We start from the raw sequence: 18288 nt of genomic DNA, 5'->3' as shown, positions 1-18288 counted from the left end.
CAACTGAGTACAGTTAGACCGCAGGCTTCTTTTTCCTTTTTTTCAAAGGCTTTTTATAGTGAGGTAGTTCCACCCCCACTTGCTAATATAGTATCAGAGTATTTCCCGATCATCAAGGGGTATAAAAGAATAATTGTCGCTTTGGGTACCTACACCCGACGAGCCTTTCATCCCAAGGAGTAATTCCCAACGGGGTACTTCGCGCAGCGCTCTGATTAATCCCCTCTAAATATACCGAGGGACTTCCCGGCTGGTAGTTAATTGGGGTTCACAAACCGGGTTTTTCAACAGATAGTCCGATCGCACCGCTGCGTATTGTCGCCCCTTTTTCCCGGTTTCCCCGTCCCAGAATGCCGTTTTAAGAGGGCTGGCGCGTCCTGTTAATGTCGGGGCGGTTCGCTGTTTCTAGTGCAGCAAAAACTTGGGCGCAGTTAGCCAAAACATTTGGCTGCGGCCCACAGGGGAGCCGGTCTCCGGGAGGATTAAGCCGATGATACCTGCTTTTTTGAGAATCAGGGCATCTTGCGATCGAGCCCAAAGCAAAGTTTCTGCCCAGTGGCCTAAGTCTGGTTGGTGGCCCACCAGGGCCAAGCTGCCGCTACCTATTTCCTGCCACTGTTTGTACCACTCCAGCCAGTTCCCGATGTCTCCTGAAGGTGCGAGGGCGGCGGATTCTTCTATTTGGGAACTCAAACCGACTGTTTGCAGGATTTGCGCCGTTTGCTGCGCCCGCAGTAGGGGACTCGTGAGAATCAAGTCAAACTGAATTTCGAGCTCGTACAGCCGTTGGGCAATTTTCCGGGTTTTACGATCGCCCTCTTTAGTCAGCGGGCGTTCAGAGTCTGTATCATATTCTTCGGGTGCGGCGGCGATACCGTGCCGGATCAGATAAATAACCATATATCAATACTTCCAGGCATTTTATTATCCCGTTTTTCTAGGAGCGGTCTAGGATATACCTACCTTTTGCCTATTCTACAACTGGATTAAGCTCTGGCGCCGTCATCTGGTTGGCGCTTGTGTAACGATCGCGCCCTTGTCGTTTCGCATCATATAATGCTCGATCGGCGAGGGCAACGAGTTCATCCGGTGATGTTTCCACAGTGGGAATCACAGTTGCAATTCCCATGCTAACAGTCACGATCGCGCTCACATCAGATTGCTCGTGAGGGATTCCCAAATCTCGGATTGCCTTTCGGATCGACTCAGCAACCGCGATCGCGCCATCCGCATCCGTATTCGGTAGGATAGCAGCGAATTCTTCGCCCCCGTAACGTGCCAACAGATCCGATGAACGTTTAACCGCAAGTGCCGCCGATGAAGCCACTTTTACTAAACAAATATCCCCAGCTTGATGTCCGTAGCAATCGTTATATCGCTTGAAATAATCTACATCCAACATAATCAACGAAAGCTGTTGTTTCCCCTGCATCAGTCGGTGCCATTCCGACTCCAATCGCTCATCAAAACAGCGGCGGTTTGCTACTTGTGTTAACCCATCTGTCGTAGCAATTAATCTTTCTTGTTCCGCCCGGTGTCTGAGCATCTCCTCGGCCCGCTTGCGTTCTGTAATATCAGCAAAAGTCGTTACTACTGCATAGGGTTGAGACTGATTCATTTGGAACAGCGGTTGCGAATTAATCGAAATCCAAGTCAGCGTTTTATCCGATTTGTGAATGCCCATCACCACATTTGATACGGGTTTTCCCGTCCGTAGGGTAATCATTGCCGGATGCTGTTGGCAGGGGAAGGGAGAGCCATCTTCCTGAACGGTTCGCCAGTCTAAATCTATGGATGTACGCCCCATCAGTTGTTCGGGGCTCAGTCCGAGAATCCTTCCGGCACTAGCATTACAGGTAGTAATTTTTCCGTCTGCTAGCTGAAGTACGACGCCTTCAGTCATGCTTGTAATCACAGAACGATACCGTTCCTCGCTTTCGAGTAATTGACTCAGGAGAATGTTTTTAGCATCAAACTCTGAAGCCAGATGCAGGCTACCCGCCAAAAACCCCGCCATCAGTTGTAAGGTATGAATATCTGACTCTGTAAAGGCACAGGGTGTACCGGAAACAACTTTTAAGACGCCAACCCGATCGTCCTGATAGAACAAGGGAACAACCACCAGTGACCGGATACCAATGCGCTGACAGGCAGACTGATCCACCCGTGTATCGGTTTGTGAATCATCGCAAAGCATGATTTGGCCGGTGGCAATACATTTTCCCGATAAACTTGTCCCTACTTTGATCCGTAATCCAACATAGGCGCTGGCGATACCGCTGGCTGCCCGATACACCAACTCATCCCCTTCCAGCATTTCAATCACGGCCCCATCGGCACCGAGCGATTTTTGAGTTCGCTCGGTAATCACCGCCATGACTGCATCGAGATTGGGATTGCGGATGGCGATTTCCTGTTGGGTGGCAATCACCACAGCCAGACGCTGGAACTCTTGTTGTAATGCTGCTTCTGCTTGCTTGCGAGCGGTGATATCCTTCATAAAGCAGTGATGCCCGATCGATCGCTCCTGCGAGTCGTAGGCTGCCAACATCACCACCTGCTTGTAAAAGATCGAGCCATCTTTCCGGATACCCCGGGCCTCAACCTCCACTCGGCCCTCGGCTAGCATTTTTTGATAAGCGACCCTCATCCTGTCGCAGTCTTCGGGATGAACTGTTTTCTGCCAACTCATACCAACCATTTCTTCAGGCTGATAACCTGCTAGATTCGCGTAGGCTTGATTAACGGTGATGTACCGTCCGAAAATATCCAGCCGCGAGATGCCCTCAACGGCATTAGCAAGAGCTATACTCATTTCTCTGAGTTCTGTTTCCGCCTGGACAAGATCCGTAATGTCTTGGGATGTACCAAACAACCGAACGACTTTTCCCTCTGCATTGAGTTGGGCCTGTCCTCTGGCTTCGGTATGGCGGATAGAACCATTCGGGCGCACGATTCTGAGGCGCAATAGATAAGGCTCTCCGTGAGTGAGCGCTCGTTGAACTACCCGGTGTAGCTGTCTGGCACTTTCGGGATGGTAAAGCCGCAGGTTTTCTTCATAGGTAGGTTCGCCTAGGGCGCTGGATCGTCCCAAAATCTCGAAGAGTTCGGGAGACCAGGTAATTTTACCGGCAATCACGTCAAATTCCCAGCTACCGATGTGGGCAACCCGCTGGGCTTCTGACAACCGGGTTTCACTCTTTTGCAGGGCTGTTTCTACCTGCTGGCGGTCGGTAATGTCTTTTTCGTTCACGAGCAACATCGGGTTGCCTGTTACCGGGTCGTCGGTACACCGCACGTCCATCCCATGCCAGCGAATTCCCGCCAGAGTAATCACTTGAGCCTCCGTGCTAAATACCTCACCGGACTTAAGAACTGCCATTGCTCGCTCTCCTACCTGAGAGTCAACAAAGCGACTCACAAAAGCATTGTCTGTCGCAGAGTGAGGGTGCAGCGCATCCCCATAACAGCGCAAAGCTGCGGGGTTTTGCAGCAGCGGCAGACCTTCGATGGTATATAGCGAAACCATGAGCGTGGTGTGTCGGAGTGCCTCGATCGATCGCAAGGTTTCCTGCTCAATCTGATCGGTAGTTTCAACCATCCCCTCTACCAGCATTGCCAAACGCCCGCTATCAATCCTGATGCCAGAGCAGCGACAGCCGACAGAAACAGGCTGACCGTCGGGGTAAAACGTCCATTGCTCGGACAAGGTTTTGCCTTGCTCAAACTGCTGTAAATAGCTCTGCAAGCGAATCCGAGTAGACTCTGACATATCGCTAAAGTTGCGACTTATGAGCTGCTGCTGCGTCGAAGCATTCCAAAGGCGTAAAGATGTCTGGTTTGCCCATCGCATTTGCAACTTTTCAATATCAAATACCCAGATCGGGTTTTGCAACAAGTCAAAGGCACTGAGGTGAAAAATATCTCCGCTAGGGGAATAGGCAAAGTCTGGTTGCAGGCAATTTTGATGATTGACTCTTGGCGCGCTTTCTGTATTAATCGCAGTTTGATTCGGTTCTGTTTCGAGTTCCGGCGGTTGATTTGGCGCCCGCACCGGGCGGTGAGATTCCAGATGCCGCATCCTCAACCCAAGCTGCACTGCAACGTATTGCACGATCTGAACGTCGAGAGGCTCCCACTGACGCGGACTTCGGCATTGATGAGCAATCAACAGTCCCCAAAGCTTCGGAGATTGCTGCTGTTTGCCATCTAGCAAGATTGGCACCACTAAATTGGCCTGAACCTGGATGCGATCGAGCAATTCGACATCACAAGCTTGAAGATGACCGCTGTGAATATCAGAAATGCTGCTCGTTTGTCCCTGGCTGTAACGCTCTACCCAGGTAGCTTCCAAGCAAGGATCGTAAATCTGTTTTCCTAGGATTCGTGGCCACTGGGCATCAACCGATTCAGCCAATACTACGCCATTTCTATGCGGTAGGAAGCGATAAATTATCACGCGATCGGCTTGCAGCAGCACCCTGGTTTCTTCTACCGCACATTGCAAAATTGTCTCCTCCTCCGCGAACTCGTTGATTTGAAGTGCAATTGCTGAAAATTTTTCTATAATTTTATCTAACGACCAAGAGGAATTCTGTTTTGTAAACATCTCCGTGTTCCTTTTTTTTCAATCTATTTTTTACAATTATAACCCCCGAAAAATAAATAATATAGAATTTTTTTTTAAGTCTTACCAACAGATTGTTTGCTTGAGGTAAAAAATGCAAAAGTTTTGCAAAGTTTTATTTGAAACTCACTAATCTCCTGCAAAAATATAAATTTTAGGCTTTTATGTGATTTAGCGAAGCCTTTATGTTTTTCCCTGTCTATTTGGCTGATTGTACGGCATTTTTTTATCAAAATCAGCCCAAACATCCTGGGTCGCCTCGAACAAAGTGTGATTTATTTAGCGATTTTATAGAAAAAATTCCAAAAAATAACCCTGTAAAATTATTAAAATTTTAAATTTCTGTTGTGGAGGTTAGTAAACTCTATGAAATTAAATTTGCCACCAAATCTTTTTTTTACCAAAATACTTCGTTGCCTTTTTTGACAAAAGTTACAAAAACGGTTTCTTGAGCGTGTAATTTTGGGAAATTGGTATAAAATTTATTACTCTTAGTCTTGGACGGAGCAAGGGGTTTTTTTAACCCCCTTACTTCGTTCAAACCCTCAATAAGAGTGAAAAACCCGGTTGATGAGAGTTGGAGTGCGGCCAGGACTGATTGTCAAATTGAAATTTTGCCCAAAAGCCGAAAAAAACGGCGCCAAAGCTCGTACTAAGCGGAGGTCTAACCCAGCGGCATTCCCAGGCTGTTGCTGGAATCAATACCGCACCTAGAAACCCCAGAGTTAATGATCGTAAACAGGATTGTCTTTAGGACTAATTAAATGCAGCAACTTTTGCTTAATCTGATCGTCGAATACTTCCCATTTCAGCCTTGCATAATCGCTGTTCTCATTGCCGCCAGAAAGAAATCCCACCGGAATTTCAAAACCTCCAGCTTGACTTCTGCCGCCACCAAAAAAGCGTCCTTGAGCATCTTGACCGAAGGCTTCTTTAATGAATTCGTCGGGGTCGAGAGTGAGTTTATTAGTTCGCAGCGAGCCAATTACTACTTCAATTTCTTCGTCTTTGTCGTGAACAATTGCGTAAACAACGGCTGTATGTACGTTCTCCTCTGTTACTAAAAAGTCCGCCGCTTGGGGAATAGAATCCCGATCGTCATAGCGGAGGTAGCCGATGCCGGCGATCGAAAAATTGTTCTGGACGGTGCGGTGTTTGAGCGATCGCTCGATCGCGTCCATCACCCACTTAGAACGAGACGACTGTAACACCGCATTCAGCAACTGCGGGTCGTAAAATCGGCTCAAATAAGCCGCAGCTAAAAAGTCTTCCTCCTGAGCTTGTCTGAGGGCGATCGTATCCGATCGCAAACCGTGCATCAAAGCTGTAGCGCACTTGATGTGCAGACTGACGCTGGCGTCGAGAGTTAGGAGTCCAGACTGTAAATACTCGGCAAAAATCGTGGCTGTAGCGCGGATTTGAGGGCGCAAATCGGTAAATTCTGCGTTCATTTCCCCCTGCAAATTGTGGTGGTCGATGACGGCGGCGATCGAAACTCCAGCCGCTAAAATATACTCGGTTAAGTTACAAGTAGTCCCTTGGTTGTCAATGAAAGCGCAGCCCTGAAACACCGACAAATCCTTAGTTTTTACTGTTTCCACCGTCCAGCGCTGCAACGGCAACCCTGTCAATTTAACTAAGGCAATATTTTCTTGGTGGCTGAGGGCGCCGGCGTAGATAATCTCGCATTGGATATCGTACTGTTCGGCGATTAATTTGTAAGTCCAAGCGCTGGAAAGTGCGTCGGGGTCTGGAAAATCTTGCAGCAATATTAATTGGCGATTGCCTTTGTGCCGATCGAACATTTGGCGCAATTGCTCGACTTTGCGATCGTGCAATTCTTCGCGGAGACGGCCGCGATTCTCTTCGGAAGCAACTTCGGCTTTGCTGCGCCGTTTCCCAGGGGCACTCACTGCGGGTACAACCTCGCTGCTGGAATCAAACTCAACTTTGGGGTTGCCAGATGTTTCATCGGAATTGGTAAGGGCGTGGTCTTTCATCATTAAAAATTAACAATTTAACTATTCAGCATTGGCACGACATTCGCTCTTAAACCCGGTTTCTTTGTAGATGCCTCGTTAACAAAGCCAATACTTATTACGAGAAACCGGATTTAAGAGGGTAAATTCTCTTTAACTTTTTACCTCATGCACGGCGTGTGCGTTGCAACGAAGCAATCTCAGGACTCTGAACTTCCGCAAAAAACCCCCGCGCTTGCGCTGACAGGGGTTTTAAAGGCCTATTACATATTTTTGCCATTCTTTGTGCATACCGCTCTTAACGTGTTTAGTCACTTCAAAATAAAGACCACTGTGAGGTTTCCTAGGCGGATAGCGCAGCGGCATTCCCGCTTCTTTTGGCGTGCGGCTGCCTTTATTGACATTGCAGCGCACGCAGGCGGTGACGAGGTTTTCCCAACTGTCCCCTCCTCCGCGCGAGCGGGGAATTACATGATCGAGGGTTAAATCGTCCCCCGTATAACTACAGTATTGACAAGAGTGTGCGTCCCGGTGCAAGATGTTCCGGCGGGTTAGCGGAATATCCTTATAGGGAACTCGGACGTAATGCCTGAGTCGGATCACAGTTGGTAGCGGGAAGTTTGGCGCAATAAATTTCCCGTTGTGTTCTACCTGTTCTGCTTTTCCTTTCAGCAACAAAACTACCGCCCTTCGCCAATTGGTGATGTTAAGGGGTTCGTAGGAGGCGTTCAGCACCAGAACATTGCCCATTGTTGATTATTAAAGAGAATATTTTTACCGATGGTAACACAGGTTCCCATTTAGGTGGGACGGGATCGGGAAGAGCGAGGCGATCGCAAAAAACGCTGAAAAACCGATCCTTTACCCTATACCTTCGCGCCTGCGCCCCCTAGGGCTGCATCTATTTTCTGCCTTTGGTGTTTCTCAGCGAGCTTTTTTCCCGGAGTTTTGGCCCAGATGAGGCCAGTGTGTGCGAAGGCAAAAATTTGCAAAATAAATTTTATTTTTTTCTCTAAATGCCTAATCTTCCCGGCAACAAACAGTTTAACTTTTTAGACTATTAGTAACCTTAAATGAAAAAGCTTATTACTGCTCATGAAATTTCGGCTCTTAAAGTCAGCTTTTAGCGCGTCAATTATTGCCCTTGCTGCTCAGATTTTAGCCAACAGTCCAGCCTTTGCCCAAGCGCCTTCATTCTTCTGCGGCGCTGCTGGCGGCCGCCCAGCTACAATTGCTGTCCAACAAGGCAAAAATATTCCCGTTATTTTGTGGCTAGCTGATAACTATTTTAATGAATCAGGAGAAGATGCGATTACTCGGTGCACCAGAGTCTCAGGAATTCTCAACAACTCGCAACCGCAAGGAAGCTGGGAGAATGTTGTCACAGCAGGTGCATCTAGCAACGGTCAACTAATTATTTGTGCAGCTAATCCTCAAGACGGTTCCTGTAGATTATTATATCAAGTACCCAAAGGTCAAAATCCCGAACAAGCCCGACAAGAACTCTTAAAAAGAGTTACAAATCCTAATGTAAGTGTTTCGCCTGTTAAAGTAAATTGATAGTCATTAGTAGGGACATGGCATTGCCCCTAGGTGTCAACTTAAGGTACAACCAATAGTCCGGCAGGGGTTGAAACCCCTGCCTCAAAGCTAAAGTCCTCTAAAAGAGGACTAATGAGTTGAGATTCTTCTCTTCAGTCCTCTTTGAGAGGACTTTCGCTATTAGACAGGGGTTTCAACCCCTGGCGGACTTGATGGATGACTAACGAACTTGGCGGGCTGGCAGCTTAAGTTGACACGCTTTGGGCACGGTGCGGTGTCCCTACTTGCAGATAGTTGAAACTCTTGTAAAATACTTCGGTTGAGTGGTGAAAAAATCGCAGCTTTGCTTCAGCAATTCTTCTAACCCTTCAACCTGCCTCAACCAGACAGTGCCGTTGCTTCCAGCTACAGCAATTTGCTTTCCCTCTCCACTCCAACTGACACTAACAACATTCTCCTCGAACTCAAATTGAGCAACCTGCCGCCCCGCTAAATTCCACAGCCGTACAGTCTTGTCAATTCCCACTGTAGCAAGCCGTTCTCCGTCGGGACTAAAACTAATTGATTTCGCATCAAAATGCAAGGTTTGAAATTCCTTAACTAATTCTTTTTCTGACAGATTCCACAGCCCAACTTTGCCATTCAATGTTACTGTAGCAAAGCGATACTGGTGTTGAGCCGGAGTGAAACTCAGCCCAATTGCCTGAACAGGCAGTGTTTTTTTCAGCTTGCCCGACAAATTCCAAAGTCGCACTGTAGATTTGCCATCTAAAGTCGTTATGAAATCGCCCTTTGGACTAAAATTTACGCTTCTCACTAAGCCGTTGTGACCTGGGAGTTTCAGGCTAGGCGATACTAATTGTGGCAGTTTAGACAAATCCCAAAGTGCAGCATAGCTGTCTATCCCTGCCGCCACTAATAACTTTCCTTCAGGACTAAAAGTGATGCTAGTAACAGAGCCTTTAATTCCTGTCAAAGTAGAAATATTTTTACCTGATAAATTCCATATTTTAACTGTGCTGTCCCTTCCGGCGGTCGCTAAAAATTTACCATTCGGGCTAAAGTTTACCATATTAACTGACTGCTGCAAGGCTTTCCATTCAGCAATTTTTTGCCCGGAAAAGTTCCAAAGCCGAACTCGATCGTCTATTCCTGCGGTTGCTAAAACCTGCCTGTTTGGGCTAAAAGTGACGCTGGTAACTGCACCTTTATGAGCTTGCCAATTTATCTTTGTTGGCAGAAGTGATGAGGCTTTTGTCTCCTGTGTTGCGCTAATTTTATCAAGAATTATTTGTAATGCTAATAGCGGTCTAGTTGCCGGGTATTGTTCTAGCTTGTGTTTATTTTGTACCAATGTTTTTAATTTTTTACCGGAGGCGATCGCCCTCAATAAAGCTTCTGATAAAGCTTCGCTGTTTTCTGTCTTTTGAGATACCGCTAACAATAAAGCATCGCTGCCATTTTGTTCGATTTCAATACTTGCTTGTGCCAGTTTAAACCGCTGGTAAGCGAGAGTTGAAAAGCCGATCGCCGCCAGTAACGATGCTGCCAGTACCGCAGAACCGATGCCGATCCACTGTTTGGCTTTTTGTTTGGCAGAGTCAGCTTCAATCAACGCTTTTTCGGCATCACAGACAGCTTTTTTGGTTTCGAGTGTAGCTAAATGCAGCAGTTGATTTTGGTCGCTCAAAATAACTTTCTGGCTGGCAGTCAAAAACTGAAAATCTTCGTTTCTCAAACTTTTTCCGGCCGCCCAAACTAATGCTGACTGCAAATCATCCCCTCGCAACAGTTGGGAATCATCTTCACAGCTAGAATTTAGCCAGACTTTGATTGCTTCCGAGTAAGGCGAGAGTTTTTGTAATTTTTCTTCAATTAACTCTTTGTTAAATACAGCTTCATAAATAGGATTAGAAATTGTTAGTTTTTCCCCGCGCTTAACGATTAATCCGCTTAATCGCAACTCCATTTGTTCGGCACTACCATCGGGCACAGTTTCAGTTTGTTCTAAAATTTGCTGATATAATCCTAGTCTCCTGACAATCCGCTGGTTTTCTTTGAAAAGCCGATCGCGAATTGTGGACAAATGTTCTGGGACATCCTGAGACTCCCAATTCCCCACTATTTTCAAGCGCACTACCTTCTCAACCCATTCTTGAGGATTTTGGATGGTATCTTTCCCCCCGAATGTAGGGGCGGTGCCCCCGTGCCCGCCCTGGGGTAAATTCGGGATAAATTCGGCATTTTCCAACAATAGTTTGCACAGCTTCTGAGTCAGGAACGGCTGCCCCCCCGTCCAATACAAAACCTCTCTCAAAACTTCCTGAGAGCTGTCTATAAGCTCTGCCAACCCCGCTGCTAGCGGTTGAGCTTCTGTTTCGTCAAAACCAGTTAATTCGATCGCCTTGCCAATATTAAAAGGGGTATTGCTGGTGGCATTTTGCTCGCGGCACAAATCCGTCGGCGATGCTACGCCTAAGAGGGCCCAAGTTAGGCGATCGAACTCTGAATTGTTGGCGCGCTTGTTGTAGCACGATCGAATTAAGGCTAAAAAATCGTCGGCGGGAAAATCTAGGGCGAGAATGCTGTCGATTTCGTCAATAAAAATGACAATATTGCTGGAAATGTTGGGTAAGAGTACGGTTTCGATGAATTCGCTCAATCTTTGAACCGGAGTTAAAAAATTGCGATCGCGCCACCAAGTCCGCACGTTGACAATATCCGACAGGTTAAAGTTATTTTCGAGAATGCGTAGCAAACCAGCATACCACTGTTCGGGAGTGACGCCGCGGTTGCCAATTTCCGAAATGTCGATCGCAGCACAAGCAATTCCTTCATTCCTCAGCCGCTGAATTGTCCGCACCTGCAAGCTAGATTTGCCCATTTGCCGGGAATTCAAAACATAGCAAAATTCCCCGGCTTTCAATCCGTTATAAAGGTCGTCGTCGGCTTGCCGCTTCACGTAATTTGGAGCGTTATTGGTGAGACTGCCGCCGACTTGATAGTAACTGGGTTTTGTGGTAAAATTCATAGGATAAGATGGTAAAGTTCAAAAAAAATATTGGGATCATTCGGCGGTTGAAACCGCTACTACACAAACAAAGTCCGCCTTCGCGGACTGAAGAAATGAGGCGTATTAAAGGAAACTTTTGTATGATACATTGTACCACAATAAAACATGAAAAGTGATTGGATTGGATATCACCGCGAAAAAGATAAGTTAAGAGGTGAAATTTGGTCTTTGCTGAAGCAGCAAGCCGCATCTATTGGCGATCCGTTTGGTCATATTCCCAACTTTGTCGGTGCACAGGTGGCGGCCGAAAAATTAGAAAATTTACCAATTTGGCAACAAGCAAAAACGATTAAGTGCAATCCAGATTCGCCACAAATTCCGGTGCGGATGCGGGCTTTGCAAGATGGAAAACGCCTGTATATGGCAGTACCGCGCTTGACAGACGATCGCTGTTTTGTTGAGTTGACTGCTGAGGATTTGCAGAGACAAAATATATCAATTGCCGAAAGTGCGCTCGCCCGCAAAGCACTTGCTTGCGGACAATTGGTAAGTTTTGCAGAAATGGAGCCGATTGATTTAGTAATAGTCGGCTGCGTAGCCGCAGGCCCCAACGGTGGAAGAACCGGTAAAGGTGCAGGATTTGCCGATTTGGAATTGGCTATGTTGCAAGAATTCGGGTTAGTACAAATCGATACGCCAATTGTGACAACAGTGCATCCTTTGCAAATAGTCGCAGATTCGCGTTTGCCAATGCAAGCTCACGATTGGGCGCTGAATTGGATTGTTACTGCCCAGGAGGTAATTGAGACTCATACAATTTATCCGCGCCCGAAAGGGTTAAACTGGGATAATATACGGCCGGAACAGTTAGAGCAAATTCCGATTTTGCGAAAGTTGAGAGCAAGACTAGATAACGAGTTTCTGTGCTAAAGTTGTCTACAGTTTACTATTGTAGAATATGAAAGTTATTTTGGGCGACATCACAAAACTCGAAGTTGATGCGATCGTGAATGCTGCAAATAGCAGCTTACTTGGTGGTGGTGGAGTAGATGGAGCAATACACAGAGCAGCAGGCTCGGAACTTTTTGAAGAATGCCGATTACTTGGAGGATGTAAGACTGGAGATGCTAAACTAACTAAGGGATATAAATTGCCTGCACGCTTCGTCATCCACACAGTAGGCCCAGTATGGCGGAAGGGTAATGATGGAGAACCGGAACTCTTAGCCGAGTGTTACCGTAAGTGTATGCAGATTGCCACAGAGCGAGAGTTTGAGAGTTTGGCATTTCCTTGCATTAGCACCGGCATTTACAGCTATCCTAAAGCTCTAGCAGGTGAGATTGCAGTGAAGGTATGCTGGGAATATATACAAAATAATGGTGGTTCTCCAAAAGTAATTTTTTGCTGTTTCGATCAAGAGAATTATGAAATCTATGAGAGGATTCTATCTAAATACAACCGTAAAAAATCTCTCTAAAACTTCATCTAACGCACCCGACAAGTTTAGAATTTACTCATTTTATCTTAAGGCAAAAGAGAATTTACAGCGATCGCCCCAATTTCTATCCCTTCAATAATAATCGGTATAACAGCCGATCGCCCAAAATCCAACCTTTGACTGTAATCTGGCTGCTCAACTTCAACAAGAGGTTGAGAGTACACCTCAACCAGTCCTTCAACAAGATTCACAATCCAATAAATCGCAATTCCAGCGCGGGCATAAATCCGTTTTTTGACAGTGCGATCGCGCTGAAGTGTCGTATCAGATACTTCAATAATCAGGGCAATATCTTCAGCACCCGGATGGCGATCGAGATACTGTCGCGTATCCCCTCGAACAACCACTATATCAGGTTCGGGTTCGCTGTTGGATAGCGTTATCGGTTCTTGGGAATCAACATACCACCCCGCAGGTAAAATATTCTCTAAAGCTGTTCTGGCAAGACGAGTTGTTGCTCGATGCGGTGGATTTTTTGGTATTTTGAAAACCAGCCAACCTTCCAGCAATTCTACAGAGTCATCATCCGTGAGAATGCCAGCTTGAATTATCGCATGATACTGCTCGATGCTCAAGCGCCAAATCAGATCGTTCGGAATTGCTGCAACAGTTTCGACGGGCGGCATAACTGTCTGGGCTAGTTGATTATTGTTTTATTTTACTGTTTCTTTAACGAACCGCGAAGGCGCGAAGCAAGACAGAAGAAGACTGTAAGTTGATGATATATCTACTTTGTGGTGAACACGCGCCATGCAATGAAAGCAGTAAAACCTAGATAACCAAACACGGCTATCCAATCTAGCCAATTATCGGATGTTATCAAAAAAATATCGTTCATGGGCTGTTTTAATCTAAAAAGAGGTAGATTGTGATTTGTCGTTTTGTGGGGGCGGGTTTATGAGATTGTTCATTTTAGGCAATTATTGTCGGTGAACCCGCCCCTACCATATCTGGAATTATAGGATAGCAGAGCGATCGGACTTAGACGATCGCGCTCAAGTGCGATCGAAAATATTGTCGGTACAGTTCGCACCTCGGCACGCACTCGTTCCCCTGCAATCTCACCAACCCCAAACTATCTAATTTAAACGCCTGCATCGCCTTTAATTGCACCGAAGAATCCGCCGCCACAATCTCTCTCATCCCCTGTGCCAACTCTGGATATTCTTCCAAATTCCACAACTGCCGGCGCAAATGGTCGCTGTAAATTCCAGCATCTGCGATCGCAGTTTCTTTTAATTCATCTAGTGTCAAATCCGATCGCGAAATGTGATATAATGCAACTCGCACTAAATACGGATGTCCGCCGACAATTGTCGTCAATTTTTCAACTTCTGCATCCGACCAATTCAAATTATGGCGCGCTGCTAAATCTTGTATTTGCTGAGAGTTGAATTCGGGCAAATCTACGGGAAGTCCGACGTTAAAAGGCGATTGATTGATGTTCATCGGGATGTAAACTTCGGTGGAGTGAACTACAATTAATCGCAGTTTTTTCCAGATGTCGCGTCGCTTCGATTCTTCGTGCCACGCCCGCAGCAGTCCTAAAAAGTCTTCGGCAATGTCGGGATATTGGAAAACGCGATCGATCTCGTCTAATCCTAAAATTAAAGGACTGTCGATTTGCGGTAAAATGTATTTTTCAAAGTAATCTTTGCAGTTGACTTTGCTGCCAAAAATCTCGTCCCAATAATCGTCTAATTGATTGGGTAAGTGCAACTCGCGGCCGACGTAAGCGCAAAACCACTTTAAGAATTTATCTAAGTTGGCGAATACGGCTTTATCTACTAACTGAAAAGTTAGCGGCACGGTGCAATAGCCTTGACGGGCTCCGTGATGCAAAATTCTTGCCATCAAGGAAGTTTTACCCATTTGTCTCGGTGCTTTAATTCTAATTAAGGCACTGGGCTGCACAATAGTTTGATAGCAGCGTTCTTCGATGGGCGGGCGTTCTACATAAAATTGAGAAGCGACATCGACTTGTCCTCCCGGTAATTCAGGTTCGGCGGCGGGTAGAGGTATTTCGTCGTTGCTAATTTCTAATAGCTGTTTTTGTGTTATATCTTCCGTTTGTTCAGTGACGGGTGCGGGTTTTTCTGCTAGCAAATTCAGAACTTCTTCGATAATAATTGGAGTGTCGGCGGTGGTTTTCCATTCCCTCTGTTTGATGCGGTACAGATAGCCCCGCAAGTCGTGATTTAGAGGCGCGTTCAGGGGAAAGCCGACGCGGATGGGGAGAATTATGGGTTTTCTGTCAGGCCGGGAGTCTTGCAGTTCTTTTGCTTGCTGAACTTGATATGTTAGCAGTTCGCTTTGGTTTCCCGTTGGTGGCAACAGTAGCAGCAAATAATCGCATTCTTGGAGGAAGAAATTAATGCGATCGAACCAATTATCTCCTAATCTAATGTTATTTTCTGCTGTGAAAACTGTATGACCGATCGCGCTTAAGGCCGTTTCTAACTGTTTTCCTAACTCGCGATCCGGTTCGGCGCTGCGATAACTCACAAATACTTTAACAATTCTGCTGCTGGTGGCTGTTTCCCCCGCTGCTGGCGAATTGTCCAGCTCGTCTAAATTTTCCGATTCCTCCAGTTTAGCCGATCGATGGTCGCTAGCAGCCAGAGTCATTTCAAAAGCCGCGAACAACTGTCGAATTTTACTCAAATCCGCACCTTCTCTACCCTGCTTAATTTTGCTGACTGTATCGGCACCGACGCCAGACTCAGCCTCGATTTCCGTCAGAGTACCTCTAATGTTATGTCGGTCAGACCATTCTTGGAGCGCCTCGTTAAGTTTCTTTAAGCCAGAGGCAGTGAGAATGCGACCACGATCGCGTTTTGACTTGAGCACTTCGCTTGCACTGAAAGGGGAACGAATCTAGAAATTTTAACGCCTTAAGTCCCTATTTTAGGCGATTTTAAGGAAGATAGTCAGCCAGCCGGAATTTAAGGGATTTTACTTGAAGAGGTTTTTGGGGCGATCGACTCCTCAAACTCTGTCCTGATAACGGCTTCAACAGTTGAATATATTTGAGGAGAAAAAGTTTTTCTTAACTCCCCAATCTCCGCCGCTAATGACGATTTAACTTTTTAGAGTAGATACACCAAGCAAAAAAGGAGAACCCAAATGAACAAAATCTTACACAGACTGGCAATGGCCGCTTTGGGAACTGCCGCCATTTTCACCATTAATACACTTAATAATTTAACAGAAGCATCAGCCGCTGGTAAATTTGACGAACCAGAAATTTATCAAAACACAGTTTTTCCACTTGGCGTACCGGGTCAGTTCCATAAATAGGCAAATTCATTGATTGATTTAATTTAATTAAGGAGAAATTATGAAGTCTACACTCTGTTCGCCGCAACCTATAGCTACAAAATCTGACTCGGTTGATACTGAGGCGATCGATGCCTGCACTGCACTTGCGTGGGTGGAATTGGTAGCATTAGATGCCAGCGATCTCACCGGGGATGATTGGCTGGCTTTGTGCGATGATATAGATAGCGGGGAAATCTACCGCTGCTGGTTTTTGTGGCGCGACCGCGAAGTTAGCGGTAATTGGGAAGCTTACGATCCTTTGAGCGATCGCCGATTTGTTGCTAAAGGAAAAGTTTTTCTCAAAGCCGCGATCGACTCCCTTGAAGATGCTAGAAATCGAGAAGTCGCTTAAGTTGAATTCATGTCAGGTGCATAAAATTTGTGCATACAAAACAAGAATTCTGCCAAGAGAATTCGCCACTGTACAAACTTTCGTCCGCCGACGCGAGACTGGAAGAAAAAGGGGTAATAGAACCGGATTTGATAGGAGTCCCGGAAACGGAATACTCTCAGAGCAAATAAAAAAAATACGGCTGCGGGCAAGAGTTGACTGTATGATGCTAGGTGCTTCGTCTCGAAAGCGGTCGAGAACACTGTGACCGCCGCTTTCTCGTTGCAGCCGTTAAATTCTTTCTCTTCAAACATGACTCCTAAACTGCGATGGCTGTTGCCTGCCGCCCTTAGTCTTTTCTCGATCGTCCTTCCCGCAAAAGCTGATACACTAACATCTTGGCACTTCGATGCCCGCGAAAACCAACTCAATTTAACAACAGATTCAGGAGTTCAGCCGGAAGTCAAACTAATCCCCAATCCCACCCGCTTAGTAATTGACTTACCGGGAATAGTCTTGGAATATCCCGAAACTCCTCAAAGTTACAACTCAGCTATTCAACAAATTAGAGTCGGGCAATTTGACACCGGAACTACCAGGTTAGTGATACAATTAACTCCCGGTTATAAGTTAGATCCGCAAAAAGTCCGAGTCATTAGAGAATCTTCCACTCGCTGGTCATTTCAGTTGCCGAATCCAGAGCAAATAGCGGGTAACGAGTTTTTTCAACCAACAGCTATTACCCAGATCGAACAAAAACCCAGTCAAGTTCCCCTAACTGTTTCTTCAGCAACTCCCAGAAATTATGCCGCTGACTTGGGGATTTCAACAGGTTCCGAAATGAGCGCAATCAAGCCTCAAATCGAAAGTGCGATCGAACAGTATAGATCCCTCAGCGCCGGAATGTTTTTTCTGGATTTAGATACAGGAAACTATTTGGATATCAAGGGCGATCGAGTATTTCCGGCCGCCAGTACCATCAAGTTACCAATTCTAATTGCTTTTTATCAAGATGTAGACGCAGGCAAAGTTAGCCTAGACGAAACATTAGTTATGAAGTCCGACTTAGTAGCCAGCGGTTCTGGAACTATGCAAGACAGACCAAATGGCACTCGGTTTAGCATCAGAGAAACCGTAGATAAAATGATTACCATCAGCGACAATACAGCCACCAACATGATTATTGAACGTTTGGGGGGAATTGCTAAACTCAACGAGCGTTTTCGCAGTTGGGGATTAACTGATACCAGAATTCGCAATTGGTTGGGAGATTTTCAAGGAACAAATACCACAAGTTCTGTGGATATGGTAAAGTTGCTGGCGATGCTGTCTCGCGATAAATTAGTTTCTGAATCGAGCCGAGAACAGGCTTTAGAATTATTGCGGCGTACAACAACTAGAACGCTGCTTCCTTCGGGTTTAGGGGCGGGAGCCGTGATTGCTGACAAAACCGGAGATATCGGCTTTGTAGTTGGCGATGCTGGAATTATTGATATGCCCAACGGTAAGCGTTATTTAGCGGCAATCTTTGTCAAACGTCCTTACAATGACCCGATTGTGAGAGATTTTGTCCGTCGAATTTCGCGGATTGTTTACAATTATTTAGACCAACCTGCGGCGAGAGTACCGGATAATTTGCGTTGATCTGAGATGTTGCACCATTGTCAATCAGCCTTTTGAACGGGCTCTGGGCCCGTTCCACAAGAAAATCTACTCTTTGTGGAACAGGCATCTTGCCTATTCTTGAGAATAATGCAATATCTCAGGTTGATCAGACAATTCGGCGATTGAAATCGCTACTAAGCTGTTGTGCATTTAAATAGAATGTCAAAAAACACTCTAATTCTTGTGGGGTGGGCGTCTCGCCCGCCCTGAATATGCAATTTAAATGCGTGACAGCTTAAGGATCGCGAATTAAATAACTTACAATTTTAATTGTTATTGTGGGATGGGCGTCCCGCCCGTCCTTTTTGGACG

At 46.1% G+C, this 18288-nt stretch carries 13 protein-coding genes; 6 read left to right on the top strand and 7 right to left on the bottom strand.

What is annotated here, in order from left to right; genetic code table 11:
• Positions 1–405: 405 nt before the first annotated feature.
• The 4 genes from sixA to QUB12_RS17900 all read right to left on the bottom strand — a co-directional run bounded on the left by sixA (position 406) and on the right by QUB12_RS17900 (position 7356).
• Positions 406–900, bottom strand: coding sequence for a phosphohistidine phosphatase SixA (gene sixA / locus QUB12_RS17915; protein WP_333141930.1), 495 nt, complete (start codon positions 898–900; stop codon positions 406–408).
• 70 nt (positions 901–970) lie between these two features.
• A complete protein-coding gene (locus QUB12_RS17910) occupies positions 971–4609 on the bottom strand; it encodes a diguanylate cyclase domain-containing protein (RefSeq protein WP_333307853.1) in 3639 nt (1212 codons plus the stop codon).
• Positions 4610–5352: 743 nt separating this feature from the next.
• Complete coding sequence (locus QUB12_RS17905; RefSeq protein ID WP_333307851.1) at positions 5353–6630, bottom strand: bifunctional oligoribonuclease/PAP phosphatase NrnA; 1278 nt, start codon at positions 6628–6630, stop codon at positions 5353–5355.
• Between the two features lie 228 nt (positions 6631–6858).
• The gene (locus QUB12_RS17900; protein WP_190659271.1) at positions 6859–7356 is read right to left on the bottom strand and encodes an HNH endonuclease; all 498 of its coding nucleotides are present in this window, start codon (positions 7354–7356) and stop codon (positions 6859–6861) included.
• Between the two features lie 345 nt (positions 7357–7701).
• Here QUB12_RS17900 and QUB12_RS17895 point away from each other — a divergent pair, with 345 nt between their 5' ends.
• Complete coding sequence (locus tag QUB12_RS17895) at positions 7702–8166, top strand: COP23 domain-containing protein (RefSeq protein WP_333141933.1); 465 nt, start codon at positions 7702–7704, stop codon at positions 8164–8166.
• Positions 8167–8428: 262 nt separating this feature from the next.
• Here the strand turns inward: QUB12_RS17895 and QUB12_RS17890 are convergent, their stop codons facing one another.
• Positions 8429–11179: an AAA-like domain-containing protein gene (locus QUB12_RS17890; protein WP_333307849.1), complete on the bottom strand. Its 2751-nt coding sequence runs from the start codon at positions 11177–11179 to the stop codon at positions 8429–8431.
• A gap of 147 nt (positions 11180–11326) precedes the next feature.
• Between QUB12_RS17890 and QUB12_RS17885 the strand changes: the two genes are divergently transcribed.
• Positions 11327–12091, top strand: a complete 765-nt coding sequence (locus QUB12_RS17885; RefSeq protein WP_333307847.1) for a 5-formyltetrahydrofolate cyclo-ligase — start codon at positions 11327–11329, stop codon at positions 12089–12091.
• A 28-nt stretch (positions 12092–12119) separates the two neighbouring features.
• Positions 12120–12638 (top strand): O-acetyl-ADP-ribose deacetylase, encoded by a 519-nt coding sequence (locus tag QUB12_RS17880; RefSeq protein WP_333141936.1) that lies wholly within the window; start codon positions 12120–12122, stop codon positions 12636–12638.
• Positions 12639–12685: 47 nt separating this feature from the next.
• On the opposite strand, the gene QUB12_RS17875 is transcribed toward QUB12_RS17880, so the two are convergent.
• Together QUB12_RS17875 and QUB12_RS17870 are read right to left on the bottom strand one after the other, a co-directional pair.
• Positions 12686–13285 (bottom strand): Uma2 family endonuclease, encoded by a 600-nt coding sequence (locus QUB12_RS17875; protein ID WP_333141937.1) that lies wholly within the window; start codon positions 13283–13285, stop codon positions 12686–12688.
• A 355-nt stretch (positions 13286–13640) separates the two neighbouring features.
• Positions 13641–15509: an AAA-like domain-containing protein gene (locus QUB12_RS17870; protein ID WP_333141938.1), complete on the bottom strand. Its 1869-nt coding sequence runs from the start codon at positions 15507–15509 to the stop codon at positions 13641–13643.
• Positions 15510–15785: 276 nt separating this feature from the next.
• Between QUB12_RS17870 and QUB12_RS17865 the strand changes: the two genes are divergently transcribed.
• The 3 genes from QUB12_RS17865 (at position 15786) to QUB12_RS17855 (ending at position 17955) form a co-directional block, all read left to right on the top strand.
• Positions 15786–15959 carry a hypothetical protein gene (locus QUB12_RS17865; protein WP_333141939.1) on the top strand — a complete coding sequence of 58 codons (174 nt, stop codon included), beginning with the start codon at positions 15786–15788 and terminating at the stop codon, positions 15957–15959.
• Between the two features lie 40 nt (positions 15960–15999).
• Positions 16000–16332: a hypothetical protein gene (locus tag QUB12_RS17860; protein ID WP_333141940.1), complete on the top strand. Its 333-nt coding sequence runs from the start codon at positions 16000–16002 to the stop codon at positions 16330–16332.
• 243 nt (positions 16333–16575) lie between these two features.
• Positions 16576–17955, top strand: a complete 1380-nt coding sequence (locus tag QUB12_RS17855; RefSeq protein WP_333300553.1) for a serine hydrolase — start codon at positions 16576–16578, stop codon at positions 17953–17955.
• Positions 17956–18288: the final 333 nt, after the last annotated feature.

Source organism: Microcoleus sp. B7-D4, from assembly GCF_036705125.1.
Lineage (GTDB): Bacteria > Cyanobacteriota > Cyanobacteriia > Cyanobacteriales > Microcoleaceae > Microcoleus.
The sequence above is the reverse complement of the archived record's forward strand: the minus strand, read 5'-3'. Positions and strand labels throughout refer to the sequence as shown.

Coding starts and splice junctions, on each gene's coding strand:
- QUB12_RS17900 (WP_190659271.1), bottom strand. CDS start 7,356: ATGGGCAATGTTCTGGTGCTGAACGCCTCCTACGAACCCCTTAACATC.
- QUB12_RS17880 (WP_333141936.1), top strand. CDS start 12,120: ATGAAAGTTATTTTGGGCGACATCACAAAACTCGAAGTTGATGCGATC.
- QUB12_RS17885 (WP_333307847.1), top strand. CDS start 11,327: ATGAAAAGTGATTGGATTGGATATCACCGCGAAAAAGATAAGTTAAGA.
- QUB12_RS17875 (WP_333141937.1), bottom strand. CDS start 13,285: ATGCCGCCCGTCGAAACTGTTGCAGCAATTCCGAACGATCTGATTTGG.
- QUB12_RS17905 (WP_333307851.1), bottom strand. CDS start 6,630: ATGATGAAAGACCACGCCCTTACCAATTCCGATGAAACATCTGGCAAC.
- sixA (WP_333141930.1), bottom strand. CDS start 900: ATGGTTATTTATCTGATCCGGCACGGTATCGCCGCCGCACCCGAAGAA.
- QUB12_RS17890 (WP_333307849.1), bottom strand. CDS start 11,179: ATGAATTTTACCACAAAACCCAGTTACTATCAAGTCGGCGGCAGTCTC.
- QUB12_RS17910 (WP_333307853.1), bottom strand. CDS start 4,609: ATGTTTACAAAACAGAATTCCTCTTGGTCGTTAGATAAAATTATAGAA.
- QUB12_RS17895 (WP_333141933.1), top strand. CDS start 7,702: ATGAAATTTCGGCTCTTAAAGTCAGCTTTTAGCGCGTCAATTATTGCC.
- QUB12_RS17860 (WP_333141940.1), top strand. CDS start 16,000: ATGAAGTCTACACTCTGTTCGCCGCAACCTATAGCTACAAAATCTGAC.
- QUB12_RS17865 (WP_333141939.1), top strand. CDS start 15,786: ATGAACAAAATCTTACACAGACTGGCAATGGCCGCTTTGGGAACTGCC.